Annotated in this window: 26 protein-coding genes and 1 tRNA gene; 17 read left to right on the forward strand and 10 right to left on the reverse strand. The window is 70.5% G+C overall.

The features are described 5' to 3' along the window. Positions 1-37 precede the first annotated feature (37 nt). Entirely contained in the window at positions 38-1,699 is a 1,662-nt protein-coding gene (gene hutU / locus ACFYP5_RS19235; RefSeq protein WP_093776571.1) for a urocanate hydratase, read from the reverse strand. Positions 1,700-1,967: 268 nt separating this feature from the next. Between hutU and ACFYP5_RS19240 the strand changes: the two genes are divergently transcribed. The 4 genes from ACFYP5_RS19240 to ACFYP5_RS19255 all read left to right on the forward strand — a co-directional run bounded on the left by ACFYP5_RS19240 (position 1,968) and on the right by ACFYP5_RS19255 (position 4,200). Beyond that, positions 1,968-2,396, forward strand: a complete 429-nt coding sequence (locus ACFYP5_RS19240; RefSeq protein ID WP_389037205.1) for a hypothetical protein — start codon at positions 1,968-1,970, stop codon at positions 2,394-2,396. Between the two features lie 101 nt (positions 2,397-2,497). After that, positions 2,498-3,241, forward strand: coding sequence for a winged helix-turn-helix domain-containing protein (locus ACFYP5_RS19245; protein WP_389037886.1), 744 nt, complete (start codon positions 2,498-2,500; stop codon positions 3,239-3,241). A gap of 38 nt (positions 3,242-3,279) precedes the next feature. Continuing rightward, positions 3,280-3,747 (forward strand): roadblock/LC7 domain-containing protein, encoded by a 468-nt coding sequence (locus tag ACFYP5_RS19250; protein WP_389037208.1) that lies wholly within the window; start codon positions 3,280-3,282, stop codon positions 3,745-3,747. Positions 3,748-3,825: 78 nt separating this feature from the next. Further along, the gene (locus ACFYP5_RS19255; protein ID WP_371796058.1) at positions 3,826-4,200 is read left to right on the forward strand and encodes a hypothetical protein; all 375 of its coding nucleotides are present in this window, start codon (positions 3,826-3,828) and stop codon (positions 4,198-4,200) included. A gap of 16 nt (positions 4,201-4,216) precedes the next feature. Here the strand turns inward: ACFYP5_RS19255 and ACFYP5_RS19260 are convergent, their stop codons facing one another. The 3 genes from ACFYP5_RS19260 to ACFYP5_RS19270 form a co-directional block, all read right to left on the reverse strand. Beyond that, the gene (locus ACFYP5_RS19260) at positions 4,217-4,780 is read right to left on the reverse strand and encodes a hypothetical protein (protein ID WP_389037211.1); all 564 of its coding nucleotides are present in this window, start codon (positions 4,778-4,780) and stop codon (positions 4,217-4,219) included. A gap of 181 nt (positions 4,781-4,961) precedes the next feature. Continuing rightward, on the reverse strand, positions 4,962-5,813 hold the full coding sequence (locus ACFYP5_RS19265) for a MurR/RpiR family transcriptional regulator (RefSeq protein WP_389037214.1): 852 nt from the start codon (positions 5,811-5,813) through the stop codon (positions 4,962-4,964). After that, positions 5,810-7,393: an aromatic amino acid ammonia-lyase gene (locus tag ACFYP5_RS19270; RefSeq protein ID WP_389037889.1), complete on the reverse strand. Its 1,584-nt coding sequence runs from the start codon at positions 7,391-7,393 to the stop codon at positions 5,810-5,812. Before ACFYP5_RS19270 ends, ACFYP5_RS19265 begins: the two co-directional genes overlap by 4 nt. Before the next feature lie 141 nt (positions 7,394-7,534). On the opposite strand from ACFYP5_RS19270, the gene ACFYP5_RS19275 reads away from it, so the two are divergent. From ACFYP5_RS19275 to ACFYP5_RS19300, 6 genes are all read left to right on the forward strand, one after another. After that, on the forward strand, positions 7,535-8,665 hold the full coding sequence (locus ACFYP5_RS19275; protein WP_384110956.1) for an ABC transporter ATP-binding protein: 1,131 nt from the start codon (positions 7,535-7,537) through the stop codon (positions 8,663-8,665). Then, the gene (locus ACFYP5_RS19280) at positions 8,662-9,306 is read left to right on the forward strand and encodes an ABC transporter permease (RefSeq protein ID WP_389037217.1); all 645 of its coding nucleotides are present in this window, start codon (positions 8,662-8,664) and stop codon (positions 9,304-9,306) included. The genes ACFYP5_RS19275 and ACFYP5_RS19280 overlap by 4 nt, the downstream gene beginning before the upstream one ends. 3 nt (positions 9,307-9,309) lie before the next feature. Continuing rightward, entirely contained in the window at positions 9,310-9,972 is a 663-nt protein-coding gene (locus ACFYP5_RS19285; protein WP_376259905.1) for an ABC transporter permease, read from the forward strand. 11 nt (positions 9,973-9,983) lie between these two features. Further along, entirely contained in the window at positions 9,984-10,943 is a 960-nt protein-coding gene (locus tag ACFYP5_RS19290; protein ID WP_389037220.1) for an ABC transporter substrate-binding protein, read from the forward strand. Positions 10,944-10,961: 18 nt separating this feature from the next. Next, positions 10,962-12,368, forward strand: a complete 1,407-nt coding sequence (locus ACFYP5_RS19295) for a purine-cytosine permease family protein (protein WP_389037223.1) — start codon at positions 10,962-10,964, stop codon at positions 12,366-12,368. Between the two features lie 193 nt (positions 12,369-12,561). Next, positions 12,562-12,984 (forward strand): hypothetical protein, encoded by a 423-nt coding sequence (locus tag ACFYP5_RS19300; protein ID WP_389037226.1) that lies wholly within the window; start codon positions 12,562-12,564, stop codon positions 12,982-12,984. Positions 12,985-12,995: 11 nt separating this feature from the next. Here the strand turns inward: ACFYP5_RS19300 and ACFYP5_RS19305 are convergent, their stop codons facing one another. Continuing rightward, complete coding sequence (locus tag ACFYP5_RS19305; protein WP_389037229.1) at positions 12,996-13,757, reverse strand: SDR family oxidoreductase; 762 nt, start codon at positions 13,755-13,757, stop codon at positions 12,996-12,998. A gap of 152 nt (positions 13,758-13,909) precedes the next feature. Between ACFYP5_RS19305 and ACFYP5_RS19310 the strand changes: the two genes are divergently transcribed. Next, positions 13,910-14,746 carry a helix-turn-helix transcriptional regulator gene (locus ACFYP5_RS19310; RefSeq protein ID WP_389037231.1) on the forward strand — a complete coding sequence of 279 codons (837 nt, stop codon included), beginning with the start codon at positions 13,910-13,912 and terminating at the stop codon, positions 14,744-14,746. A gap of 298 nt (positions 14,747-15,044) precedes the next feature. On the opposite strand, the gene ACFYP5_RS19315 is transcribed toward ACFYP5_RS19310, so the two are convergent. Continuing rightward, positions 15,045-16,448 carry a cystathionine beta-synthase gene (locus tag ACFYP5_RS19315; protein ID WP_389037234.1) on the reverse strand — a complete coding sequence of 468 codons (1,404 nt, stop codon included), beginning with the start codon at positions 16,446-16,448 and terminating at the stop codon, positions 15,045-15,047. A gap of 157 nt (positions 16,449-16,605) precedes the next feature. On the opposite strand from ACFYP5_RS19315, the gene ACFYP5_RS19320 reads away from it, so the two are divergent. The 3 genes from ACFYP5_RS19320 (at position 16,606) to ACFYP5_RS19330 (ending at position 20,372) form a co-directional block, all read left to right on the forward strand. Continuing rightward, positions 16,606-17,781 (forward strand): SGNH/GDSL hydrolase family protein, encoded by a 1,176-nt coding sequence (locus tag ACFYP5_RS19320; RefSeq protein ID WP_389037892.1) that lies wholly within the window; start codon positions 16,606-16,608, stop codon positions 17,779-17,781. 197 nt (positions 17,782-17,978) lie between these two features. Next, positions 17,979-19,199, forward strand: a complete 1,221-nt coding sequence (locus ACFYP5_RS19325; RefSeq protein WP_389037237.1) for an acetyl-CoA C-acetyltransferase — start codon at positions 17,979-17,981, stop codon at positions 19,197-19,199. A 342-nt stretch (positions 19,200-19,541) separates the two neighbouring features. Beyond that, complete coding sequence (locus tag ACFYP5_RS19330; protein WP_389037895.1) at positions 19,542-20,372, forward strand: hypothetical protein; 831 nt, start codon at positions 19,542-19,544, stop codon at positions 20,370-20,372. 100 nt (positions 20,373-20,472) lie between these two features. Here ACFYP5_RS19330 and ACFYP5_RS19335 read toward each other — a convergent pair whose 3' ends face one another. Further along, positions 20,473-20,790, reverse strand: a complete 318-nt coding sequence (locus ACFYP5_RS19335) for a hypothetical protein (RefSeq protein WP_389037240.1) — start codon at positions 20,788-20,790, stop codon at positions 20,473-20,475. A gap of 100 nt (positions 20,791-20,890) precedes the next feature. Between ACFYP5_RS19335 and ACFYP5_RS19340 the strand changes: the two genes are divergently transcribed. Next, positions 20,891-21,118: a DUF4287 domain-containing protein gene (locus tag ACFYP5_RS19340; protein WP_030926897.1), complete on the forward strand. Its 228-nt coding sequence runs from the start codon at positions 20,891-20,893 to the stop codon at positions 21,116-21,118. Positions 21,119-21,195: 77 nt separating this feature from the next. Here ACFYP5_RS19340 and ACFYP5_RS19345 read toward each other — a convergent pair whose 3' ends face one another. From ACFYP5_RS19345 to ACFYP5_RS19355, 3 genes are all read right to left on the reverse strand, one after another. Next, positions 21,196-22,083 carry a Bax inhibitor-1/YccA family protein gene (locus tag ACFYP5_RS19345; RefSeq protein ID WP_389037243.1) on the reverse strand — a complete coding sequence of 296 codons (888 nt, stop codon included), beginning with the start codon at positions 22,081-22,083 and terminating at the stop codon, positions 21,196-21,198. A 149-nt stretch (positions 22,084-22,232) separates the two neighbouring features. After that, positions 22,233-22,318, reverse strand: a tRNA-Leu gene (locus ACFYP5_RS19350). Positions 22,319-22,560: 242 nt separating this feature from the next. Continuing rightward, positions 22,561-22,869, reverse strand: coding sequence for a hypothetical protein (locus ACFYP5_RS19355; protein WP_389037245.1), 309 nt, complete (start codon positions 22,867-22,869; stop codon positions 22,561-22,563). A 64-nt stretch (positions 22,870-22,933) separates the two neighbouring features. Between ACFYP5_RS19355 and ACFYP5_RS19360 the strand changes: the two genes are divergently transcribed. Both ACFYP5_RS19360 and ACFYP5_RS19365 read left to right on the forward strand, forming a co-directional pair. Continuing rightward, complete coding sequence (locus ACFYP5_RS19360) at positions 22,934-23,416, forward strand: substrate-binding domain-containing protein (RefSeq protein WP_389037897.1); 483 nt, start codon at positions 22,934-22,936, stop codon at positions 23,414-23,416. A 242-nt stretch (positions 23,417-23,658) separates the two neighbouring features. Then, positions 23,659-24,429 (forward strand): ABC transporter ATP-binding protein, encoded by a 771-nt coding sequence (locus ACFYP5_RS19365; RefSeq protein WP_093776545.1) that lies wholly within the window; start codon positions 23,659-23,661, stop codon positions 24,427-24,429. The last annotated feature ends 67 nt before the right edge of the window (positions 24,430-24,496 follow it).

Raw genomic sequence — 24,496 nt, forward strand, 5'->3', positions numbered from 1 at the left:
AGCGAACCCCCCACCGAGCCGGCCGCGCCGGACACCGTCACTGCCCGCCCTCGGTCATCGGCACCCGCACGCCCTTGTCCGCGGCGACGGACTCCGCGATGTCGTACCCGGCATCGACATGCCGGATGACGCCCATGCCCGGGTCGTTCGTCAGCACCCGGCGGATCTTCTCGCCCGCCAGCTTCGTGCCGTCGGCCACGGTCACCTGCCCCGCGTGGATGGAGCGCCCCATCCCGACGCCGCCACCATGGTGGATGGAGACCCAGGAGGCGCCGGACGCCACGTTGACCATGGCGTTCAGCAGCGGCCAGTCCGCGATCGCGTCGGACCCGTCGAGCATCGCCTCGGTCTCGCGGTACGGGGATGCCACCGACCCGCAGTCCAGGTGGTCACGGCCGATCGCCAGCGGCGCGGCCAGCTCACCGCTGGCCACCATGTCGTTGAACCGCTCGCCGGCACGGTCGCGCTCGCCGTAGCCGAGCCAGCAGATCCGGGCGGGCAGCCCCTGGAAGTGGACGCGTTCGCCGGCCATCTTGATCCACCGGTGCAGCGACTCGTTCTCGGGGAAGAGTTCGAGCATCGCCTTGTCGGTCTTGTGGATGTCCGAAGCCTCGCCGGACAGCGCCGCCCAGCGGAACGGGCCCTTGCCCTCGCAGAACAGCGGCCGGATGTACGCCGGGACGAACCCGGGGAAGTCGAATGCCCGGTCGTAGCCCGCCAGCTGGGCCTCGCCTCGGATCGAGTTGCCGTAGTCGAAGACCTCGGCCCCGGCGTCCATGAAGCCGACCATCGCCTCGACGTGCTTGGCCATCGCCTCGCGGGCCCGCTGCGTGAAGTCGGCGGGCTTCTCGGCGGCGTACGAGGCCATGTCGTCGAAGTCGACGCCGATCGGGAGGTATGCGAGCGGGTCGTGCGCGCTGGTCTGGTCGGTGACGATGTCGATCGGGGCGCCCTCGGCGAGCATCCGGGGCAGCAGCTCCGCCGCGTTGCCGAGCAGCCCGATGGAGAGCGGCTTGCGTGCGTCACGCGCCTCGACGGCGAGCTGGAGCGCGTGCTCCAGGGAGTCGGCGCGCACATCCAGGTAGCGGTGCTCGATGCGGCGCTCGATGGCGCGCGGGTCGCAGTCGATACAGATCGCGACGCCGTCGTTCATGGTGACCGCGAGCGGCTGGGCGCCGCCCATGCCGCCGAGTCCGGCGGTCAGGGTGATCGTCCCGGCCAGCGTCCCGTTGAACTTCTTCGCGGCGACGGCGGCGAACGTCTCGTACGTGCCCTGCAGGATGCCCTGCGTGCCGATGTAGATCCACGACCCGGCGGTCATCTGGCCGTACATGGTGAGCCCGAGCGCCTCCAGGCGGCGGAACTCCTCCCAGTTCGCCCAGTCGCCCACCAGGTTGGAGTTGGCGATCAGGACGCGCGGCGCCCACTCGTGGGTCTGCATGACGCCGACCGGCCGCCCGGACTGGACGAGCATCGTCTCGTCCTGCTTGAGCGTCTGCAGCGTGCGCACCATCGCGTCGAACGAGCGCCAGTCGCGGGCCGCCTTGCCCGTGCCGCCGTAGACGACGAGCTTGTCGGGGTGCTCGGCCACCTCGGGGTCGAGGTTGTTCTGCAGCATGCGGAGGGCGGCTTCCTGCTGCCATCCCAGGGCGCTCAGTTCCGTACCGCGCGGTGCCCGTACGGGGCGGGGTCCTGACATGGCAATGCCTCCTCGCTTCTGTGATGCTTCTATTCACATCCTGTCGCTCTGAATACTTGTAGTCAACAGGCGCGCCCGAAAGACCTGCCCGGAAGGCGGGAAGCGGCGCCGAAGACGGACAGAACGTGACAGGGGCGTCAACGGGTCCGACTGTTTCCGATCGTCTTCCGCATGTACCAATGGAAAATGCCAGAACTCCCACCCTGGGCGAGCACGTTGCGTAGCCTCAGGGTCACAGCCGTGCGTCCGGTCGGGGGAGGGAGTCCGCGTGTCCGGAATCGACGAGTGCCTGCTCGAAGTCATGAGGCTGCCCGGTGCCCGCGGCGCCGCGGTGGTCGACTGGACGAGTGGTCTCGCCCTGGGCACCATCGGCGACTCGCCCAACGGCGATCACGAGGCTACCGCCGCCGAGACGGCCGAGGTGGCGCGCATGGCGGCGGAGCAGCCCGCGTTCGCCCTCTCCGTCCCGGAACCCTCAACAGGCCCGGACGAGAACGCCGTCAAGGATACGGGTGCGGCGCCTCCGGTGGAGGACGTCATCATCACCACCCGCGCCGGCTACCACATCCTCCGATTCGTCGAGACGGCCTTCGACAGCAGCGTCTTCCTGCATCTGTGGCTCGACCGTTCCGACGGCAACCTGGCGCTCGCCCGGATACGGCTGAGCGAGATGGCGGAGCGGCTGGTCCTGGCATGAGAACCAGAACCACCGCGCCCGAGACAACACCCCCGGACAGAACCCACAGAACCTCACCCGAGGGAACCTCCCCCGTGAGAGCAGCCTCCGCCCTCTCCCCCATGCTCCAGCGCCTCGCCGCCGAGCGCGCCACCGGCGCCCTGATGCGCGACCGCGGCACGCTCTACCTCGCCGACGGCCAGGTCGTGCACGCCGAGAGTCCCGCGACACCCGGCATCGACATCCTGCTCACCGCCGGCGGCACCCTGCACCGCGACGGCTGGTGGGACGCGGTCTCCCAGGCGGGCGCGGGGCAGCGGGTCGGCCGCTACCTGGTGGACAGCGGACGGATACCCGGCGGCGCGCTTGAGCTCTGCCACCTGGGGGCGCTGTACGACGCCGCCTTCTTCGCCCTCGCCCCCACCCGGACCCCCGCCCGGTTCCGTTACGGGGTCTCGCACTGGATCGGTCCCGTACACCCGGTCCCCGTCGATGCCGTGCAGCGCGAGACGCTCCGGCGGCGGGAGCTGCTGGACCGAATCTGGCCCGACGCGATGACCGACACCGCCCCGCTCGTCCGGGCCGCCCATCCCGTCGACGCCCCCGTCCCGGCGCGCCGGCGCCGCGTACTCGACCTGGTGGACGGAGTGCGTACGGCATCCGACATCGCACAGCACCTGGGCCGCTCGGCGTTCCACATCCTCGTCGACCTGCGGCGGCTGACGGCCGCCGGACTGGTCGAAGCGGTCCGGCAGGCGGCGGCCCCGTCCGCCTCCGCGCCCGGCCGGATCGCGCTTCCCGAGGTCACGGCCGACCCCGACGTCGCCCTGCTGCGCCGGCTCAGAGACGCATTGGAGGCCCTGTGATACGCGCGCTCAGACAGCGTGCCGGGAGGAGACAACTGATGGTTCCCGAGGCCGAAGTCCAGGACGTCCTGGCCGAACTCCAGCGGCTTCGCGCCAGGGTTCCGCTCCTCGCGGGCGCGCTGGCGGCCAGCACCGACGGACTCGTCCTGGCCCAGGACACCCCGGGGGTGGAGGCGGAGGGCGTCGCCGCACTGACCGCGGCCTCGCTCGGCGTCGCGCTCCGGATGACGGAGGCGACCGGCCGGGGCGGCTTCCGCGAACTGCTCGTACGAGGCGAGACCGGCTACATCGCCACGTACGCGGCGGGCTCCTCAGCCGTCCTCACGCTCCTGGCCGAGGACCGGATCAACGTCGGCCGGCTCCACCTGGAAGGCCGCCGGGCGAGCACCCGGATCGGCGAACTGGTCGACACCGCTCTGCGACGCACCGCACCGCACGCGCCCTCGTCGCACGCCCCTCGCCCACGCACCCCGCCCACCGGCGGCCCCCTCCCGCACCGCACGTAATACCCGTCACATCCGCACCAGGAACACCAGATAACGGAGCCGGTCACCTCGGCCGGCAAGGAAAGGAAACGAGCACTCATGGCCAACACCGAAGCGTCGCTCAAGGAAGCGATGACCTCCATCGAGGGCACCCTCGGTGTCGCACTCGTCGACTACACCAGCGGCATGGCGCTGGGCACCCTCGGCGGCGGCAAGGACTTCAACCTGGACGTCGCGGCCGCGGGCAACACCGATGTCGTACGTGCCAAGCTCCGCACGATGGAACACCTCGGCATCAAGGACGAGATCGAAGACATCCTGATCACCCTCGGCGGCCAGTACCACCTGATCCGGCTGCTCAAGGCGCGCGGCACCAACGGTCTCTTCCTCTACCTGGTGCTGGACTCCGCCCGCGCCAACCTGGCGATGGCCCGCCACCAGCTGAAGCGGATCGAGGCCGAACTGGAGGTCTGACCTCCGCAGCACACCCTCAGCGACGCCGCGCCCCACCGGGCGCGGCGTCGCCCGCAACCGGCCCGGTCGTCCGGTACGCCGCGACCTGCCTGCCCGTCGGCCGCCCCTTCGCCACCCAGTCGGTCCGCACCCAGTACAGGATGTCGTTCTTCCGCTCCCGCTGTCCGATCCGGACCGCCTTGAGCCAGAGACCGGCCCCGGCACCCGCCAGTACCAGCCCACCGGCACCGGGCAGCAGGAACCCACTGGCGATCGCCACGAGGAAGCCGCCCAGCAGCCACCACCGGTGCCCGCGCCGCCAGTTGCGTATGGTCACGGCCCGGTCCTGGAGGAAGTCGGTCCGCCCGGCACGGGTGGCGGCGCCGGCCAGTTCCGCGTACCTGCCCCCGCGTACGAGCGCCACCACCACTGCGGTGACCAGGAAGAGCGCGGCTCCGGCCAGCAGGCCGATCCGCCGGCCGGTGAGCCCCGGGACGAGCGCGCCGACCGCGGCGGCGAGCAGTCCCGGCCACCACAGCGGTACGGCTCCGGCCCGTACGATCACGGCCACCCTTGCCAGCGACTGCGCTCCGCGCCCCACGTCCGTACCCCTCTCGACAGCCTTCGGTGCTGTTTCTGGGCGCAGATTAATGGCCGTGTCTGAGCAGTTTCTGAAAATTCGCAGTGATTCCGGGACTCCTGGCCGAGCATCCGTCAGGAGGCGTCCGCCCTTCCGTCCCCGCCCGGCAGGGCCGCTCCCCGCCCCGGCTCCGGCCACACGCTCACTCGGCGAACAGACCGCGCGCCGCCGCCCGCGCGTCGAACTCCTCCAGCCGCGCCTGCGCGTCGGGCAGGCCGTCGCACATCGCCTCCAGCAGCACCCGCCCCAGCAGCATCGGCGCACACGCCGTGTCGAAGGCGAGCCCGGTGCCGACGGCCGCCGGAATCAGCAGATCGCTGTGTCTGGCCACCGGGGCGAACGCCGAGTCGGCCACCGACACCACAGTCAGGCCCTGTTCCTGGGCATACGCGAGCGCGTCCACGACCTCCTTCGGGTGGCGTGGCAGCGCGAAGCAGACCAGCGCGCTCGCCCCCGCCCGCCGCGCGGCGTCGATGCGGTCGCGCAGCATGCTGCCGCCCTCGTCGAGCACCCGCACATCCGGGTGGACCTTGGCTGCGAAGTAGCCGAAGCCACGCGCCTGCGAGGAGGCGGCGCGCAACCCGAGCACGGGCAGCGGCCGTGACGCGGCGAGCAGACGCCCCGCCCGCTCGACGGGGGTGGGGTCGGCGAGCAGCTCGGCGAGGTGCCGCAGGTTCTCGATCTCCGCGTGTACGGCCTGCTGGTATTCGTTGTACGTGTCGTCGACGGCGCCCGCCGCCTCGCCGGGTCCGGGCGCGACCTCCCGCAGGTGCTTGCGCAGCGCCGGATACCCGTCGAACCCGAGCGCTACGGCGAAGCGGGTGACGGACGGCTGACTGACCCCGGCCAGCTCTGCCAGTTCCACGCTGGACAGGAACGGCACATCGGCGGCCCGCCGGACCATGGAGTGCGCGATGCGCCGCTGGGTGGGCGTGAGCCGGTGCCCCTCGAAGAGCTGCTGCAACCGCGCGGCCGGGCTGCTCCCGCTGCTCATGCTGTCCCCCTTGTACTGGCGAGTCCGGTGTCCCGGCTCGTTCCGGTGTTCCACAGATCCGTGCAGCGGTCGAGCAGTTCCCCGGCTGCCACCTTCACATCATCGGTGAGCGGCCGGTCCGCGAGCTCGGCGTCGAGCAACGAATCGGCCAGCGCGAACGCCCGGCCGACCGGCAGCTCAGGATCGGGCCGCAGGTCGCGCAGGCGCAACGCCCTTACGGCGGAGACGAGTTCGCAGGCGACGACCTGCCGGTAGGCGCTGCAGGCGCGCAGTGACTGACGGGCGGCCAGCGAGGCGAAGCTGGCCTGCTCCTCGACGCCGCGGGAGAGCACGGCATGCCCGAGCGAGGCGGGCGCGGAGAACGCCCGAAGATCTCCGAGGGCGGCCCCGGCCGCGTACTCCAGGATCATCACGCCCGAGGCGGCGGGCTCGCCGTCCGCGAGGAACGGCCGCAGCCGGGTGAAGGACGGCTCGTTGAGCGCCGAGAGCCGAGAGGTGGAGAGCCGGGCCACCTGGGTGATCGCGAGCCTGAAGTGATCGAGAGACAGGGCTAGTTGGGCCATGTAGAAGCCGCCGTGGTGATAGGCGGCGGGGCTGTCGTTGAGACCGGCGTCCGGGCAGATCAGCGGGTTCTCGGCGGCGGCGTTGATCTCGACGGCGAGGACACGTTCGAGCGCGTCGGCGGCGTCCTGCGCAGGGCCGTGGATCTGCGGCAGGCAGCGGAAGCCGTACGGGTCCTGGATCCGGCCGAGCGGCGGCCCCGGGCGGTCGGGGGCGCCGAGCAACTGCCGCATCCGCGCCGCGACCTGGTACGAGCCGGGGTGCGGGCGGGCGGCGTGGACCGGTTCGGCGTACGCCTCGTACGAACCGTCGACCGCGAGCAGCGAGAGCGCGGCGACCGCTTCGGTGGCGGTGACGAGCCGGCGCAGCTCGTCGAGCGCGAGCGCGGCCTGGCCGAGGGTGAGGGCATTGCTGCTGATCAGGGCGAGGGCGTCGTTGTTGTCGAGCGACTGGGGCTCGGGCGCGGCGCCGGGCCCCTGCCAGGGGTGCTCCCCGGCGAGCGCGAGGCCGACCTGGGCGAGGGCGGCGATGTCCCCGGTGCCGACCGAACCGAACTCGTTGACCACCGGGTGCGCGCCGGCCTCGAGTGCCTCGCAGAGACCCATGACGACGCCGGGCCGCAGTCCGGCACCGCCCGCAAGCAGCTGATTGGCGCGCACGGCGAGCATGGCACGGACCTCGCGGGCGGGCAGCGGGTCACCGATGGCCCCGGCGTGGCTGCGCAGCAGGCGCAGCCCGTGATCGGCGGCGGCCTCGGTGGGGACACCCTCGTTGCGATTGGCGCCGACCCCGGTGGAGCGCCCGTAGACTCGCCCGGTCGCGGCGAGCTCCCGGGCGGCGGACCAGGACCGGTCGACACGCTTCATCGCCTCGGTACCGGGCACGGGACGGGCGGTACCACGGGCGATTCGGACGACGTCGGCGACGGGAAGGGTCCGGCCGTCGAGCTCGACGACGGAGACGGCATGATCCGCGGCCCAGCCACCGAAGGGCGAGGAGTCCATCATGTGGGACGACATCATGCGCGAACCCTCCTCATTCAGACACAAAATCTCGCCGCTCGGGTTTCTGTAACCAGTGTTTTTCCCCGAGGCATTGACAACCTATTCAGTCAACGAGAACTCTGCATGACTATATGCAGCCGGGGCAAGGGACGACCGATGATCAAATTCGACGCAGTGAACAAGCGTTTCCCGAACGGCACGACAGCAGTTCATGAGCTCAGCCTCACCATGCCGGAGGGCGGCATCACCGTCCTGGTCGGTTCGTCCGGCTGCGGCAAGACCACCACTCTCCGGATGATCAACCGGATGGTCGATCCGAGCTCCGGCACGATCACGCTCGGCGGCCGGAACATCCTCGAAGCGGACGCCGCCGAGCTCCGCCGCGGCATCGGATACGTCATCCAGCAGGCCGGGCTCTTTCCGCACCGCACGATCCTCGACAACATCGCCACCGTCCCGCTGCTGCTGGGCCACGGACGCAAGCGCGCCCGGGCCCGCGCGGCCGAGCTGCTGGAGACGGTCGGACTTCCGGCCGACGCCGCCAAGCGCTACCCGCACCAGCTCTCCGGCGGGCAGCAGCAGCGCGTCGGTGTCGCACGCGCGCTCGCCGCGGATCCGCCGGTGCTGCTGATGGACGAGCCGTTCGGCGCGGTCGACCCCGTCGTCCGGACCCAGCTCCAGGACGAGCTGCTCCGCCTCCAGCAGGAGCTGAACAAGACCATCGTCTTCGTCACCCATGACATCGACGAGGCGGTACGGCTCGGCGACCGGATCGCCGTGTTCCGTACCGGCGGTCATCTGGTGCAGTGCGCACCGCCCGCCGAACTGCTCGCGCGTCCGGCCGACGACTTCGTCGCCGACTTCCTCGGCGCCGAACGCGGCCTGAAGCTGCTCTCGTTGAGCACGCTCGCGGATCTCCCCCGGCAGCCGGCGACGACGGTACGGGCCGACGAACCCGCCCCCGCCGGGCGCGCCGACTGGCAGCTGGTCGTCTCCGCCAAGGGCGAACCCCTCGGCTGGCTGGACCCGGCAGCCGCTCCGTCGGGTCCGGCGGGCGACGCCCCGCTCCTCCCCGTACGCCCGCTGCGCGACACCGATTCGCTGCTCTCCGCGCTGAACGAGTCGGTCGCCTCCCCGGCCGGCCTGATAGCCCGGGTCGACGACACGGGCGTACTGACCGGGGTCACCGCGCGCGAGGCCGTCCACGCGCGGGCGGGGGACGCCCACACCGCAGCGGTCGCGGCCCCGCTGCCCGCTACGGCTCCGGCCGGGAAGGGCAGCGCATGACCATCGACTGGTCGTGGATATCCGACCACGCGAGCGACCTCGTCACCCTCACCGTCTCCCACCTCCAGGCCGCCCTGACCGCCGTGCTCCTCGGCCTGCTGATCTCGCTCCCGCTGGCCGTCCTGGCCCACCGGGTACGGCCCCTGCGCGGGTTCCTCCTGGGCCTGTCGAACATCCTCTTCACGATCCCGTCCATCGCGGTTTTCGTCCTTCTCCTGCCGGTGTCCGGCCTCACCCGCACCACCACGGTGATCGGGCTGACCGTCTACACACTGGTCGTGCTCCTCCGCAACACGGTCGAGGGCCTGGACTCCGTCCCGGCACGCACCCGGGAGGCCGCCAAGGCGATGGGCACCCGCCCGCTGCGCATCCTGCTCACCGTCGAGCTCCCCCTCGCCCTCCCCGTGATCATGGCGGGCGTACGGATCGCCACGGTCATGTCGATCTCGCTGGTCAGTGTGGCCACGTACATCGGCGACGGCGGCCTCGGCCAGCTCTTCACCGACGGGTTCCAGCGCAACTTCCCGACCCCGGTGGTCGTCGGCATCGTCCTGACCCTGCTGCTCGCGCTGGTCGCGGACGCGGCGCTGGTGGCCGTGCAGTACGTGCTCACCCCCTGGAAGCGGAAGCAGAGGGCCTGACCGATGTACGAACTCTTCGCGAACCTCGGGACCTGGCTGACCGGTGCCGAACAGTGGCAGGGCCCGGACGGCATCGCGCACCGCCTTGCCGAGCACCTCCAGTACTCGCTCCTCGCCACCTTGATCGCCACGGCGATCGCGCTCCCGATCGGCCTGCTCATCGGCCACACGGGGCGCGGCGCGTTCCTCGCCATCAACCTCTCGTCGTTCGGCCGGGCGCTCCCCACGGTCGGCCTGGTGGTCCTGGTTTTCCTGGCCAGCGGCCTGTCGATGACCCCGGTGTACGTCGCGCTGGTCGCCCTCGCCGTCCCGTCGATCGTCACCAACACCTACGCCGGGATGACCGCCGTCGACCCGGAGGTGAAGGACGCCGCCCGCGGCCAGGGCATGCGTGGCCACCAGATCCTGTGGCAGGTGGAACTCCCCCTCGCCCTCCCTCTGATCATGACCGGGCTGCGCCTCGCCCTGATCCAGGTCGTCGCCACCGCCACGGTCGCCGCGTACGTCAGCTTCGGCGGCCTCGGCCGGTACGTCTTCGACGGCCTGGCCCAGCGCGACCTCGTCCAGGTTCTGGGCGGCGCGGTCCTGGTGGCGGTCGTGGCCGTCGCCCTGGACCTGGTCCTGTCCGGACTGCAGCGCATCCTCTTCCGCCACCGCACCGCCTGAGGAGACCACCCATGACCCACCAGCCCCGCAGCACCACCCGCCGCTCCCTGCTGGGCGGCCTCCTCGCCGCTGCTGCCGTCCCCGCACTCGCGGCCTGCAGCAGCGGCATCACCTCGCTCGACGGCCAGGGCGGAGGCAGCAACAGCGGCGCCGGTTCCAGCGCCGGCGGCATCACGATCGGCACGGCCAACTTCACCGAGAACCAGGTGCTCGGCTACCTGTACGCCGAAGCCCTGCAGGCCGCCGGAGTGAAGACGGAGGTCCGCGCCAACCTGGGCACCCGCGAGATCCTCATCCCCGCCCTCGAGGGCGGCGACATCGACCTCCTCCCCGAGTACCAGGGCGCCCTCCTGCACTACCTCGACCCGAAGGCGAAGGCCACCGAGGAGGGCGAGATGCAGAACGCCCTGGCCATCGCCCTCCCCAAGGGCCTCCAGATCCTCCCGTACGGCATGGCCGAGGACTCGGACGCCTTCGTCGTCACCCCGGGGACCGCCAGGAAATACGGCCTGACCTCCCTCGCCGACCTGGCGAAGCAGAACGGAAAGCTCGTCATCGGCGCGGCCCCCGAGGTGAAGAAGCGGACGGTCGGGGCGGTGGGCCTGAAGGACGTGTACGGAGTCGAGTTCAAGGAGTTCAAGTCGCTGGACTCCTCCGGCCCGCTGGTCAAGGGGGCCCTGAAGAAGGGCGACGTCGACGTCGCCAACCTCTTCACCACCGACACGGACATCGCCGCCGAGGGCTGGGTGGTCCTCACCGACCCCAAGAACCTGATCCCCGGCCAGCACGTGGTCCCCCTGATCGCGGACCGCGCGGCGGACTCCACGGTCCGCAAGGCACTGGCCCGCCTGGGCGCCACGCTCACGACGAAGGACCTCACCGAGCTGAACCGCCTGGTGGACAAGGACAAGAAGGACCCGGAGGACGTGGCGCACGAGTGGGCCGCGGCGCACGGCCTGACACAGAAGTAAGCGAAAAGGAGCACCCCCATGGCCGACTCTCTCGTCGAGCGCCGCTCGATCGACGTCGTACCGGACGACGAACGGCACGGAAACGCGTTCTCCCAGTTCACCCTCTGGCTCGGGGCGAACCTCCAGATCACCGCAGTGGTCAGCGGCGCGCTCGCGGTCATCTTCGGCGGCGGCGCCTTCTGGTCACTGATCGGCCTGCTGGTGGGCAATCTGCTCGGCGGAGCGGTGATGTCGCTGCACTCGGCGCAGGGCCCTCGTCTCGGCCTGCCCCAGATGATCTCCAGCCGGGCACAGTTCGGGGTGCGGGGCGCGGTCGTGCCGCTGCTCCTCGTCGTCGTGATGTACGTCGGCTTCTTCGCCAGCGGCAGCGTGCTGGCCGGTCAGGCGGTCGGCGAGCTCACCCACCTCGGGCAGACCCCCGGCATCCTCGTCTTCGCCGTGATCACCGCGTTGATGGCGGCGATCGGCTACCGGGTCGTCCACGTCCTCGGCCGGGTCGCCAGCGTGGTCTGCGCACTGGCCTTCGTCTATCTCGGCATCCGGCTGCTGGACCGGATCGATCTCGGCGCCGCCCTCGCCGACCGCGCCTTCGACCTGCCGATGTTCCTGCTCGCGGTGTCGATCGCGGCGTCCTGGCAGCTGGCGTTCGGGCCCTACGTCGCGGACTACTCGCGCTACCTGCCGCGCCGCACGAGCGCCCGCGCCACCTTCTGGTGGACCCTGGCCGGCACGACGCTCGGCTCCCAGTGGTCCATGGCCTTCGGCGTGCTGGTCGCGGCATCCGCGGGCGAGGCGTTCCTCGACGACCAGGTCAGCTACGTCGTCTCGCTGGGCGGCACCGGGCTGATCGCGTCGCTGCTCTACTTCGTGATCGCGCTCGGCAAACTGACCATCAACGTGCTGAACACCTATGGCGGGTTCATGTCGATGGTCACCGGCATCAGCGGTTTCCGCGGACAGCGGGCGCTCTCGCAGCGCGGCCGCTCCGTGTACATCGCCGTGATCATGGTCGCGGGCACGGCGGTCGCCCTGCTCGGCAAGGACACCTTCCTCACCTCGTTCAAGGACTTCCTGCTGTTCCTGCTGACCTTCTTCACCCCGTGGTCGGCGATCAACCTCGTCGACTACTACCTGATTTCGCGTGAGCGGTACGACATCCCCGCCCTGTCCGACCCCGACGGCCGTTACGGTGCCTGGCGCTGGGACGCACTGTCGGTGTACGCGGTGGGCATCGTCGCCCAACTCCCGTTCCTGGCGACGACCTTCTACACCGGCCCGCTGGTGGCGCCGCTGGGCGGCGCGGACATCTCCTGGGTGATCGGCCTGCTCGTACCCGCCCTGCTGTACTGGCTGCTCGCCCGCCGCGACACGACACACATCCCGACGGCGACGATCACCTCGCCGGACCGGGTCCCGGCCGGCTGAGCCCGGGCCCCACCGGGTCGCGGTCGTCCGCGACCCGGTGGGCCACGGCGCGACGGCCCACGGTGTCGGTAGCGAGGACGCCACCATCGCCGGGTGGACCGTCTCCCCCGCAGGCCTGCCCGGTACGCACCCGACCTCCAACAGGGGGGCTAGCCCCACTGTGCAGGGCTTGTCCGCTCCGTACGGTTGGACCATGGAAGCCCGTGACCCCGAGCTCGAGAAAGAGCTCAACGCCACCTTGCAGGCCCGCAGTGAACTGGGGCCCGAGTACGAGTCGGCGCTCATCGACTCGTTCCTGGAGAAGGTCGACCGGCGTCTCGACGAGACGCTCGACCGCCGCGTCCGGCGTCATCTCGCCGAGCAGCAGATCACGGTCGCCCGAGGGGCCAGGGCGCCCCAGGAGCCGATGGCGAACTTCGGTGAACGGTTCGGGCTCGGGATCATCTCGCTGGTGCTGGCCATCCCGCTGTCCGCGATCGGGGTCGCGAACGCCGGGATCGAGGGGCTCGTCGTGGCCTGGCTGGGGATCGTCGGGGTGAATGTCGCCCAGGTGGTCCGCAGCCGGCCGTTGTTCCGGCGCTCGGAGCAACGCACGAAGTCCGACTGGGAGGACTGAGCGGCCGCCGGTCACGCCTGGCGTGTGGGGAGCACGATCAGCTGGCGCAGGTTGACGTGGCGCGGGCGACTGGTGGTGTAGGCGACCAGGTCGGCGATGTCGTCCCCGGACAGGGAGCCCAGCGCGTCGAACATGCCGTCCAGCTGGCCGGACAGCTCCGCGTTGTCGATGTGGCTCCCCAGCTCCGTGTCGGTGAGGCCCGGCTCGATGTTCGTGACGCGGACGTCGCGCGGGCCGAACTCCGTGCGCAGGGATGCCGACAGGTAGCTGAGTGCCGCCTTCGTCGCCCCGTACACGGCGTAGTTGGGGAACGCGATGTGCGCGCCGATCGACGAGATGTTCACCAGGTCGGCGGTGCGGCCCTCGGCGGCGGCCGCCACCAGGTCGGGGGTGAAGGCACGGATGATCCGCAGCGCGCCGGCCACATTGGTGTCGAGCATCCGCTGCCACTCGTCCGTGCGGCCCTCGTCCACCGGGTTCGGCAGCATCACTCCGGCCGCGTTGACCACCAGGTCGACCCCGCCGAAGGCGTTGTGGACACGCTCGGCAGCCGCGTCGACGGACGTCTGGTCGGTGACGTCCGCCGCCACGACGAGGACTTCACCGCCCTCCGCGGTGGCCTTGGCGGCCACTTCTTCCAACCGGTCCGCCCGGCGGGCCAGCAGCGCCACCCTGGCTCCCTGGGCGGCGAGCAGGAGGGCGATGGCGGCGCCCATGCCGCTGGCGGCTCCGGTGACGACAGCGGTGCGGCCGGCGAGGGTCTCGTACGACATGGCGTGCTCCTTGCGCTCCGTGGTGTCCGCCGGGCTTCTCCCCGGTGGCGGGTTCCACTCTTCGCCGCCCGGCACCCGTTACCCAGGGATGCGTCTTTCCTGGGTCCCGCAGTACCAGGCTCCGGTCCGGCCCGTCTCCTAGGATCGAACGCATGGATGGGGACCTCGGAGATTTTCTCCGCTCGCGACGCGCACGGATTCAGCCCGAGGACGTAGGCCTGCAGGCATACGGCCGACGCCGGGTCCCCGGGCTGCGCCGCGAGGAGGTCGCACAGCTCGCGGGGGTGAGCGTCGACTACTACATCCGGCTGGAACAGGGGCGCGGCCCGAGCGTCTCGGACGCGGTGCTCGACGCGATCGCCCGGGTGCTGCGGCTGGACGAGACGGAGCTGGCGTATCTGCACACCGTGGCCCGGCCGAGCACGAAGGCACGCGGTGAGCGGCCGGCGGCCGCGCAGCGGGTACGGCCCGGGCTGCGGCTGTTGCTGGACACCATCGACCGGGCCCCCGCGTTCATCCTGGGCCGCCGCATGGACGTGCTGGCCTGGAACACCCTGGGCGACGCCGTCGTCGGTTTCTCCGGGATGCCCGCCGCCGCGCGCAACATGCCGCGCCAGGTGTTCCTGGAACCGGCGGCGCGCGAGCTGTACCCGGAGTGGGCGGCAGTGGCGGCGGAGACGGTCGCGCATCTGCGGCTGGATGCCGGGCTGCACCCGACGGACAGACAGCTCGCCACGCTGGTCGGCGAGCTGTCGTTGCGGAGTGAGGACTTCCGGCGGCTGTGGGCGGATCACCAGGTCAAGACGAAGACGTACGGGGTCAAGCGCATCCAGCATCCCGTGGCGGGCGAACTGACGCTGCCGTACGAGACGCTGGCGCTGCCCGGTGACCCCGACCAGTCGCTGGTCGTCTATACGCCGGAGCCGGACACCGAGACCGCCGAGCGGATCGCGCTCCTGGCGAGCTGGGCGGCCGCGCCCGCCGGATGAGCGGCCCTCGGCCGCTGGTGGTCGCGCGTGGAGGTATGTCGCAGGGACCGCCGCACCCCCGGTTTCCCAGGGGGCGGGACGACGGCGGTCCCCGCGAGGGACGCGGGTCCGGGTCAGGGCCGGCTGATCGCGTCCTGGCGACGGTGGAGGTCCGGGAGCCGCTCCGTAGTCCGTGTCGCCGTCTCGGGTGCCGGCGGGTTTCCCTGCCGACACCCATCAATGTGCCGGAGCCGTGTTAAGCCGGTGCTGCGGGTACGTGTCGTGCTCGTACCGTTTTCACGAAGCCCCGATTCCCGTTCTACTGCTTAGGACCGGCGACCTTCGCCAGGAACGACAGCAGGTCCTGCCTGCTCACGACGCCCTTCGGCTTGCCCTCCACCAGGACGATCGCCGCGTCCGCGGCATCCGGACCGCTGAGCACCGACATCAGGTCCTCGACCGGTTCACCCGAGCCGACCTGCGGGAGCGGCGGCGACATGTGCTTCTCCAGCGGGTCGGTGAGCGAAGCGCGCTGCGCGAACAGCGCGTTCAGCAGCTCCCGCTCCACCACCGAACCGATGACCTCCGCGGCCATCACGTCCGGGTGCCCGGCGCCCGGCTTCACGATCGGCATCTGCGAGACGCCGTACTCGCGCAGGACGTCGATCGCCTCGCCGACGGTCTCCTCCGGGTGCATGTGGACGAGCGTCGGGATCGGGCCCTCCTTGTGGGCGAGTACGTCCCCCACACGCGCCGACGGGCCGGTGTCCTCCAGGAAGCCGTAGTCGGCCATCCACTCGTCGTTGAAGATCTTGCTCAGGTAACCGCGGCCGCTGTCCGGCAGCAGTACGACGACCACGTCGTCCGGGCCGAGCCGCTGCGCGACCTCCAGGGCCGCCACGACCGCCATGCCGCAGGAGCCGCCGACGAGCAGGCCCTCCTCCTTGGCGAGCCGCCGGGTCATCTGGAAGGAGTCCTTGTCGGACACCGCGACGATCTCGTCCGTGACCGTGCTGTCGTACGCGCTCGGCCAGAAGTCCTCACCGACGCCCTCGACCAGATACGGACGGCCGGAACCGCCGGAGTAGACCGAGCCCTCCGGGTCCGCGCCGACGATCTTGACCGAGCCGCCGCTGACCTCCTTCAGATAGCGGCCGGTGCCGGTGATCGTGCCACCGGTGCCCACGCCCGCCACGAAGTGGGTGATCTTCCCGTCCGTCTGCTCCCACAGCTCGGGACCGGTGGTCTCGTAGTGCGAGCGCGGGTTGTTCGGGTTCGAGTACTGGTCGGGCTTCCAGGCGCCCGGCGTCTCACGGACCAGCCGGTCGGACACGTTGTAGTACGAGTCCGGGTGCTCGGGGTCGACGGCCGTCGGGCAGACGACGACCTCGGCACCGTATGCGCGCAGCACGTTGATCTTGTCCGTGGACACCTTGTCCGGGCAGACGAAGATGCACTTGTAGCCCTTCTGCTGCGCGACGATCGCCAGGCCGACGCCAGTGTTTCCGCTGGTCGGCTCGACGATCGTGCCGCCGGGTTGCAGCGCGCCGCTCTCCTCGGCCGCCTCGATCATGCGCAGGGCGATACGGTCCTTGACCGAACCGCCGGGGTTGAAGTACTCGACCTTGGCCAGCACCGTCGCCTCGATGCCGGCCGTCACACTGCGCAGCCTCACCAGCGGGGTGTTGCCAACGAGACTGATCATCGAATCGTGAAATTGCACCGTGGTTACTCCGGGGTCTCCGAGATGGTGCGGCCAGCGTATGCGTACGGGGATGAGATTGGGCGAAGCGATTGGGCGACGGTCGTTACGGGGCAGTTAGCTCTATGTACGACGGTACGGCGACGAGGAGGTGGACCGGACTGTGTCAAGAGCAAGGGTGGCACGGCGGATCGCGGCAGGGGCCGCCTACGGCGGCGGCAGTATCGGACTGCTCGGTGCGGCGGCGGTGGGCGTGGTGCTGGCGGAGGTCCAGCTGGCGAAGCGGCAGGTGGGTGGCGGTATCGCACCCGTCCCGCCGAGTGCCGACGGGCGGTACGGAGTGGCCTTCACCGGTCCGGCGGAGCCATTGCTGCTATGCCTGCTCGGCGACTCCACCGCGGCCGGCCAGGGCGTGCGCAGGGCCGGGCAGACCCCCGGGGCGCTGCTCGCCTCGGGGCTCGCGGCGGTTTCCGAGCGTCCGGTGGATCTGCGGAATGTCGCGCAGCCGGGGGCCCGGTCGGACGATCTGGAGCGGCAGGTGTCGGTGCTGCTGGCCGACACGTCCCGCACGCCCGACGTCTGCGTGATCATGATCGGGGCGAACGATGTGACACACCGGATGCCCGCCACCCATTCGGTGCGGTGCCTGACCACCGCCGTGCGCAGGCTGCGTACGACGGGCGCGGAGGTGGTTGTCGGCACGTGCCCTGATCTCGGCACGATCGAGCCGGTCTACCAGCCGCTGCGCTGGCTGGCCCGGCGGGCGAGCCGCCAGTTGGCCGCGGCCCAGACGATCGGTTCGGTGGAACAGGGCGGGCGCACGGTGTCGCTGGGCGACCTGCTGGGGCCGGAGTTCGAGGCGAACCCGCGCGAGCTGTTCGGCCCGGACAACTACCACCCGTCGGCCGAGGGGTACGCGACGGCGGCGATGGCGCTGCTGCCGACCCTGTGCGCCGTGCTGGGGCTGTGGCCGGAGTCCGACCGCCTCGACGGCTCGCGCCGCGAGGACATGCTGCCGGTGGCCAAGGCGGCGTCCCAGGCAGCCAGGGAGGCAGGCACGGAGGTCACGGGGGCGCGGGCGCCCTGGGCCCTGCTCAAGCACCGCAGGCGGCGGCGTCTGCCCGCGGCCACGGAGCCGCAGCCGGAGCCACAGCCGCAGTCGGAGCCCCTGGCGCGATCCCATCCGTACCCGAACGGGCAGCACCCCGACGGGCAGCACCCCGACGTACCGCTGCCGGACGGCCAGCACCCCGACGGGCAGCACCCCGACGGCAAACACCGCGACGTGCACCAGGACGGCGACCCCCGCGCGGGCCGGGACACGGGCACGGATCCCACGCCCCGGCACGCCTGAACATCCGCGCGCACGAGACCCCGTCCACCGACCCATCCATTCGACTGAGCGGTCGCTTAGAAAAGAGGTCCGCATCACATGGCCTGCCGGGTGACCTCAGCGATACGGCCGGGTAACTTCCAAGGCAGTCCTGCCCGTCAGGTCTGCCGGTCAGTCCCGCCGGACAGCCAGCCTTCCAGCCCTCATGGAGCCGCGTGATGCCTGAAGCCGTGATCGTCTCTGCTGCCCGTTCCCCCATCGGCCGGGCTTTCAAGGGTTCGCTGAAGGACCTGCGGGCGGACGACCTGACCGCCACGATCATCCAGACCGCGCTGGCCAAGGTCCCCGAGCTGGACCCGAAGGACATCGACGACCTGATGCTCGGCTGCGGCCTCCCCGGCGGCGAGCAGGGCAACAACCTGGGCCGCATCATCGCCGTGCAGATGGGGATGGACCACCTTCCCGGCTGTACGGTCACCCGCTACTGCTCGTCCTCCCTGCAGACGAGCCGCATGGCGCTGCACGCCATCAAGGCCGGCGAGGGCGACGTCTTCATCTCCGCCGGTGTCGAGATGGTGTCCCGCTTCGTGAAGGGCAACTCCGACAGCCTGCCGGACACGCACAACCCGCTCTTCGCCGAGGCCGAGGCCCGCACCGCCGCGCGCGCCGAGGAGACCGGTGCGAGCTGGCACGACCCGCGCGAGGACGGCCTCGTCCCGGACGCGTACATCGCGATGGGGCAGACCGCCGAGAACCTGGCCCGGCTCAAGGGCGTCACCCGTCAGGACATGGACGAGTTCGGCGTACGGTCGCAGAACCTCGCCGAGGAAGCCCTCAAGAACGGCTTCTGGGCGCGCGAGATCACCCCGGTCACGACCCCCGACGGCACGGTCGTCTCCCAGGACGACGGCCCGCGCGCGGGCGTCACGCTGGAGGGCGTGCAGGGCCTGAAGCCGGTCTTCCGCCCCGACGGCCTGGTCACCGCCGCCAACTGCTGCCCGCTCAACGACGGCGCCGCCGCACTCGTGATCATGTCCGACACGAAGGCACGCGAGCTGGGTCTGACCCCGCTGGCCCGGATCGTCTCGACCGGCGTCTCCGGCCTCTCCCCCGAGATCATGGGGTACGGACCGGTGGAAGCCAGCAAGCAGGCCCTGAAGCGCGCCGGACTCACCATCGACGACATCGACCTGGCCGAGATCAACGAGGCGTTCGCCGCCCAGGTGATCCCCTCCTACCGCGACCTCGGCCTGCCGCTGGAGAAGGTCAACGTCAACGGTGGCGCGATCGCCGTCGGCCACCCCTTCGGCATGACCGGCGCCCGGATCACCGGCACGCTGATCAACAGCCTGCAGTTCCACGACAAGCAGTTCGGTCTGGAGACCATGTGCGTGGGCGGCGGCCAGGGCATGGCGATGGTCATCGAGCGGCTGAGCTGAGCTGCAGCGGAGGGTAGGGGGCGCCTGAGGTACGAAGGCGGCACCTGCCCGCAGCGGAAGCGAAGCGAACGCGACCACAGGCCCGAGCGGCTGAGCTGAGCTGAGCTGAGTTCCGAGCCCCGACCGTGACCGAATCTCCCCCAGGATGTGACCTATCTCCTGGGGGAGAGGTGTTTTTGCAGGTCACACCCACATCAGAGGTAAACGTGAGCCCCAAAGAACTGTCCAATTCGTGACGTAATGCACTGACAACGGGCACAGGTGCAGGCCAAGCTGATGTAGGAAGTCGTGGGATCAATTGAAACCGGGAGTATGTCAGTGAGCATCATGCCTCTTGCCCTGTTGCTGACCACCGCCGCTGCGACGGCTGTGGGCGCTGCTGCGCTGCACGCTGCTCACGGGCTGCGCAAGCAGGTCACGGCCCTGCGCATCGAGCTGGCCGCGGGCCACGCCCGCACCGCCTCGGTGCCGCCGCAGAGCCGCGCCACGGCCACTCCAGCCGCCGAAATACGCGCTGCCGTGGCCGAAGCACTCGCCGAGGAGCGTGAACGCGAGCTCGCCGAGGCCCGTGCCTTCTGGGCCTCCCAGGAAGCACGCGACGCCGCCGACGCCCCGTCCCTGCTGGGCGGTCTCGCCGGGATCGGCGAGGATGCGCCGTACTTCCTGCCGCGTCAGGCCGACTTCGCGGGCCTGGAGGCCATGGACCTCGACGCCGCCGAGGCGCTCGAAGAGCTGACGGAACTGGCCGAGCTGGCGGAGATAACCGAGCTGCCCGAGACGGCGGAGTTCCCCGAGGACTCCCCCGAGCTGGCCGCGGCCCGTCGCCGCCACCCCTCGCACCCCGACTTCGTACCGGTGCAGACCCCGGTCGTCACCGATCACGAGCGCACCGTGAGCCGGCTGGAGGAACTCGCCGACCGCCGTACCGAGCTCGCCGACGTCCGCCCCGGCCCGCTCGGCACCCTCGATGTCTATGTCTTCGCCGACGGCACCACCCTCTGCATGACTCCCGGCCACCGCGAGACGGCCGAGCAGCTCGGCCGAGCGCTGCTGGCCGGTGAACACCCGGTGCTGCTGGGCGGCTCCGGCGTCTCCGGCGCGTACGCGCTGACGTTCTCCTGCGGCAAGGAGAACGTCTACATTCTCGCCGACCGCGTCATCGCCTCTTTCTGACCAACCGGAAGCACTCCCGGAACCCCTGGCGCCCCCCGGGAACCCTCCGGGAAGACCGGGTGCCCCGCAGCGGCTCTCGACGGCCGCTGCCCGAAGGCCGCTACGCGAATGCCCGGGCGGTCGCTGCCTCGACGAATCGCACGGCCTCGTCCAGCTCCACGGACGGGGCCGTTTCCAGTGCCACCGCCAAGTCCCGCCCCGCGACCGCGAGTTGGTCACCGATTACGAACATTCCGACGTCCGGCAGGATGCTTGGCTCACGGTCCGGCGCCTCGATGCGCTGAGCCCGTACGGCCAATTCCCTGGCCGTGGCGAGCCCTTCGGCGGCGGCTCCGCGCTGGAGCCTGCTCTGCGGAGCGGCACGCAGCCGGTCGGCAAATCGGTCCACGGCGGTGATCAGCGGGGTCGTATCGAGCACCCAGTGACCCTACGCGCCGGTCCGTGATGGTTGCCAACGGGCCAACGCTCAGGCACGGTGTCGGGAAGGACCAGCAACGCGCAATGCGTCGGAGGCGCCGATGAACCATGTCTTCTCCGAAGAGACCCATCGCAATCTGCTCTCCCGAATCCCCCGCTGCACCGGTCGTGAAATCTCCGACTGGCTCCGCACCGTCGACGAAGGCCCTGCCCTCCGGTTCGACGAGAAGGTCAGCTGGCTGCGGAGCGAACACGACCTCGCCTATGGACACGCGAAGGCACTCATCCACGAGTACGACCTGAGGCGGGCGGCGCGGAAGCTGCTTTAGGCGTACGAGATCCGGACAGACGGAACGGCCCGCAGGCGGTGTGCCTGCGGGCCGTTCCGTCGTGCGGGACCGTTCGGTCAGTCGTCGCCGCTGAGGATGGAGAACAGACGCAGCATCTCCAGGTAGATCCACACCAGGGTCATGGTGAGGCCGAAGGCCGCCAGCCAGGACTCCTCGCGCGGAGCGCCGTACGCGATGCCGTCCTCGACCTGCTTGAAGTCCAGGGCCAGGAAGCACGCACCGAGGATGATCCCGATGACGCCGAAGAGGATGCCGAGACCACCGCTGCGGAAGCCCAGGCCGTCGCCTCCGCCGAAGACGGCGAACAGCAGGTTGACCACCATCAGGAGCATGAAGCCCATGGCGGCGGCCATCACGAAGCCGTAGAAGCGGCGGGTGACGCGGATCCAGCGCATCTTGTACGCGAGAAGCACACCGGCGAAGACACACATGGTGCCGAGCACCGCCTGCATCACCACGCCGGGACCGATGTACGTGGAGACCGCGCTGGAGATCACCCCGAGGAAGACACCCTCGAAGGCCGCGTAGGAGACGATCAGCGCCGGGACGGGCTTGCGCTTGAACGACTGGATGAGCGACAGGACGAACGCCACCAGGGCAGCGCCGATCGCGATGCCGTAGGACTTGCCGAGGTTGGCCTCGTCGACCGGCAGCAGGGCCCAGGCGAGGGCCGCGCCGAGCACCACGGTGCCCAGCGTGATCGCGGTTCTCGTGACGACGTCGTCGATCGTCATCGCGCCGGTGCGCGCCGGTGCCTGCGGGGCGCCGTACCGGGTGTCCTGCTGGGCGTAGGGGTTGGTGGCGTACGGGTTCGCGGCGGCGCCCTGCGCGTACGGGTCGGCGCCCGTCACGGGGGCCCCGGCCTGCGGCGCCGCGTTGAAGCCCGCGTAGCCGTTGTCGCGGCTGAACCCCCGTCGCGAGAAGACCGGGTTGCTGCTCCTCATTGCTCTCCTCCATGGCCACCCTGCGTGGCCTTCCCACAAGAGTAATGGGTAGGCAAAAGAATCACCCTAGTGCCAGGGGAGGATCTTCATGAAGGTTGATCGCTGAAGTAAATGCCTGTCCGGACCGGAGCCCTCACCGAATGTCGCAGTGGTGCCCGGAGCCGGACTCGAACCGGCACGCCCCCGAGGGGCAGCGAGGTTTAAGCTCGCCGTGTCTGCATTCCACCATCCGGGCCTGGCGCGCGGCTCCGCGTTGGCACATGACCCTATCCGTGGACGTCCCCCGATCAGCGGAACAGTGGCTCGATGTTGTCTTATTTTATTGACCGTTTGAGGGACCGTCAGCATAGCTGAGAGGGCATCGGTACATGCCTGGCCGGGGTAGTGGGTACCAAGGCCCACAATCGGGATTGACGGAAACTCGCCGCACCCGGACGGCCCAGCCGCGCCATGGTTCGCCATGGGGCCGGACAGTCCTCAGGCAAGGGTGTCGTTGACGCACCTCAGCACCGGGCGGGTCCCCAGTGCCCCCGGGTCCTCGATCACCGCGCCGGTCACCCGGAAGACGGTGCTCTCCCCCGGCAGCAGGGTGACGAGCATCTCGTCCACCTCGGCCGCCGGATCGAGCCGGTCGGGGAAGAGCGCGAGATCCCGCAGCAGGGTCCGGGCGGTCACCTCGACACGGTATGCGGACGCGTCGCCCTCACTCCGGGTGATCCCCACGTCGTAGCGGGGGGGCGGCAGGGCCAGCCGGGTGTCGTCCTCGTAGAACTCGACCGTCCGCACCTCGCCCAGCCGGCGGGGCGAGACGCACCACGTTCTCGCGGGCCTCGGCCGCCACCTCACCCATCTGACCGCGCTGGGCCACCGGTCCGTCGCCCGGGTGGCAGGGCTCCCCGATCTGGTCCACACGCGGCTGCGCGACCGGGCCCAGCGCGAGATCTGCGCCGAACTGGGTCTGGGCGAACCGCTGATCGTCCACACCGACTACTCCGGTGACGACGGGGCACACGCCACGCGGCGGCTGATCAGCTCCGCCGCGCGGCCCACCGCCGTCATCTACGACAACGACATCATGGCCGTTGCCGGTCTCTCGGTAGCCCAGGAGATGGGGCTCGACGTCCCAGGCGACCTCTCCCTGGTCGCCTGGGACGACTCCCAGCTCTCCCGGGTGGTCCGGCCGCCGCTGACCGCGCTGAGCCGGGACATCCCGGCGTACGGAAGTCATGCGGCACGCACCCTGATGGCGCTGGTCACGGAGGGCAGCGCGACCGGATTCGAGGACTCTGCCGCCCGCCTCGTCCCGCGCGGCTCCACGGCGCCGCCACGCTGACCGCCGGGTCGGGGCGCCCGGCGCGACGTGCCGGAGGCGACGTCCCGGATGTGACGTGCGCGGTAGGTCCTCAGGGTCGCCGTCATACCGCAGGAGGACGCGCGTACCCCGCCGATGCGACTCAAGAGGGCCCCCGGAACGGGCACGGGGACTGACGACCGGCGGCGAACCGGCGGAGAGGATGAAGCGGTGCCTTGCAGAAGGCCCCGTACCTGAACCGAGCCCCGACCCAGGAGTCTCCCGTGACCACCATGTCCACCGCTCACCGCGCCACCGCGGTGGCCGCCCGCGCCACGGAACTGTCGAAGATCTACGGAGAGGGCGAGACCAAGGTGACCGCCCTGGACCGGGTCACCGTGGACTTCCCGCAGGGCGAGTTCACCGCGATCATGGGACCGTCGGGCTCCGGCAAGTCCACGCTGATGCACTGCGTGGCCGGCCTCGACAGCTTCAGCAGCGGTTCGGTGCGGCTCGGCGAGACGGAGCTCGGCTCCCTCAAGGACAAGCAGCTCACCCAGCTGCGCCGGGACAAGATCGGCTTCATCTTCCAGGCGTTCAACCTGCTGCCGACGCTGACCGCACTGGAGAACATCACCCTGCCGATGGACATCGCGGGCCGTAAGCCGGACGCCGACTGGCTGCGTGGGGTGATCGACATGGTGGGACTGTCCGACCGGCTGAAGCACCGGCCGACCGAACTCTCCGGCGGCCAGCAGCAGCGCGTCGCGGTGGCCCGCGCGCTGGCCTCACGGCCGGAGATCATCTTCGGTGACGAGCCGACCGGGAACCTGGACTCCCGCTCCGGCGCCGAAGTCCTGGGCTTCCTGCGCAACTCGGTGCGCGAACTGGGCCAGACCGTGGTGATGGTGACGCACGACCCGGTCGCCGCGTCCTACGCGGACCGGGTGATCTTCCTCGCGGACGGGGCGATCGTCGACCAGATGGTGCGTCCTACCGCCGACGGGGTGCTGGACCGGATGAAGGCGTTCGACTCCAAGGGCCGTACCAGCTGAGCACCGTCCAGCTGCGTACCGACCGCCTTCCCCGTTCCCGCTTCCGGACCCCATCCCAGGACTGACA

Origin of the sequence: Streptomyces sp. NPDC005262 (genome assembly GCF_042872425.1) — a bacterium.
Classification (GTDB): domain Bacteria; phylum Actinomycetota; class Actinomycetes; order Streptomycetales; family Streptomycetaceae; genus Streptomyces.